Origin of the sequence: Bradyrhizobium sp., from assembly GCF_049581145.1 — a bacterium.
GTDB lineage: Bacteria > Pseudomonadota > Alphaproteobacteria > Rhizobiales > Xanthobacteraceae > Bradyrhizobium.
The window spans coordinates 1-1,913 of the sequence record NZ_JBAURI010001217.1 but is presented as its reverse complement, the minus strand read 5'-3'; the positions used below and the strand labels follow the sequence as shown (position 1 = coordinate 1,913).

Sequence of the window (1,913 nt, the reverse complement as noted above, 5' to 3'; positions counted from 1 at the left end):
AAGCGCGGCAAGGCGGGTTTCGCCGGTTCCGGCGACGTTCTCAGAGCGATCGACGAGTCCTTGGCGGTGCTCGCGAACTCGGTGCGCGATGCGCCGCCGATCGCGCGCGCAGCGCCGGTCTCGACGCTCGATTTGCCGCGCCGGCCACAGGATGGGCCTCGGGCGGAACGGCCGCGTCCGCGGAGCACTCCGGCCAAGTCCGCCAAGGGTAACGGTTCGGCAGGCCCGCAATTGTTGCGGCGGCCCGGTTTTTTGGCCGTCCATAGCGTGGAAAAAAGTTTCGGCTCCCGCCAGGTCGTCCGCGGGGTGAGCGTCTATGTGCGCCGCGGCGAGGCGGTCGGGTTGCTCGGACCGAACGGCGCCGGCAAGACGACGGTGTTCTACATGATCACCGGCCTGATCAAGCCCGATCGCGGTGCGATCGAGCTTGATGGCCACGACGTCACCCAGCTCCCGATGTATCAGCGCGCACGGCTCGGCATCGGCTATCTGCCGCAGGAAGCGTCGATCTTTCGCGGCTTGACCGTGGAACAGAACATCCGGGCGGTGCTCGAGGTCGTCGAGCCCAACAAGCGCAAGCGCGAGGCGGAGCTCGACTCGCTGCTGGAGGAATTCCACATCACGAGATTGCGGAAGTCGCCGTCGATTGCGCTATCGGGTGGCGAGCGGCGGCGGGTCGAAATCGCCCGCGCGCTCGCGACGCGGCCCAACTATATGCTGCTCGACGAACCCTTCGCCGGCATCGACCCGATTGCGGTCGGCGACATTCAGGATCTGGTGCGTCACCTCACCTCCAACCGCGGTATTGGCGTCTTGATCACTGATCACAACGTCAGGGAAACGCTGGGCCTGACTGACCGCGCCTACATCGTCTATGCGGGGGAAATCTTGACCGAGGGCAGCCCGGACGACATCGTCAATGACCCGGATGTGCGCCGCCTTTACCTTGGCGAGGAATTTCGCCTGTAGCCCTTTTTTTGCTTTCGTCAAGGCGTGTACATCGGCTTCAGACTAGGATAAGCAAGAATCGGACCATTTTCAGGGACCTTTCTTGCCGCCATGGCGCTGACGCAGAGACTAGAGTTTCGCCAATCCCAGTCGCTGGTGATGACGCCGCAGCTGATGCAGGCGATCAAGCTGCTACAATTGTCGAATCTCGACCTGTCGGCCTTTGTCGAAGAAGAACTCGAACGCAACCCGCTGCTGGAGCGCGCCAATGACGGACCGGAGGCTCCGGTCGCCGGGGAACCGGTGCAGGAGCGTCCCGAATTCGGCGATGGCGATGAGTCCGGCGGCTTGAATGGCGAGGATTCGGGCCATTCCGACATGGCGCCCGGCAGCGACGCATTCGAGCCGGGCCAGGAAGAGTGGATGAGCCGCGAGCTCGGCAGCCGGGCCGAGATCGAACAGACCCTCGATACCGGTCTCGACAACGTCTTTTCCGAGGAACCGGCCGAGGCGGCGGCACGCAACGCCCAGGATGCGGCGCCGACGACCTATACCGAGTGGGGTGGGGGCGCCTCCAATGACGACGACTATAATCTCGAGGCGTTCGTCGCCGCCGAGGTGACGCTTTCCGGCCACCTTGCCGAGCAGCTCGCGGTAGCTTTTACCGAGCCTGCGCAGCGCATGATCGGCCAATATCTGATCGACCTCGTGGACGAGGCAGGCTATCTGCCGCCGGATCTCGGGCAGGCCGCCGACCGGCTCGGCGCGTCGCAGGCCGACGTCGACACCGTGCTCGCGGCGTTGCAAAAGTTCGATCCGCCCGGCGTGTGCGCGCGGAGCTTGAGCGAATGCCTGGCGATCCAGCTGCGCGAGCTCAACCGCTACGATCCCGCGATGCAGGCCTTGGTCGAACATCTCGACCTGCTGGCCAAGCGCGATATCGGCGCCTTGCGCAAGCTCTGCGC

1 protein-coding gene and 1 pseudogene are annotated in these 1,913 nt (G+C 64.7%); both read left to right on the top strand.

Translation table 11 applies throughout. The features are described 5' to 3' along the window. Positions 1-969, top strand: a 969-nt coding sequence (lptB, locus tag WCB02_RS38760; RefSeq protein ID WP_423967505.1) for an LPS export ABC transporter ATP-binding protein, incomplete at its 5' end; no start/stop codon positions are given. Between the two features lie 90 nt (positions 970-1,059). Then, positions 1,060-1,913, top strand: a pseudogene (locus tag WCB02_RS38755) (RNA polymerase factor sigma-54); the annotation flags it as partial.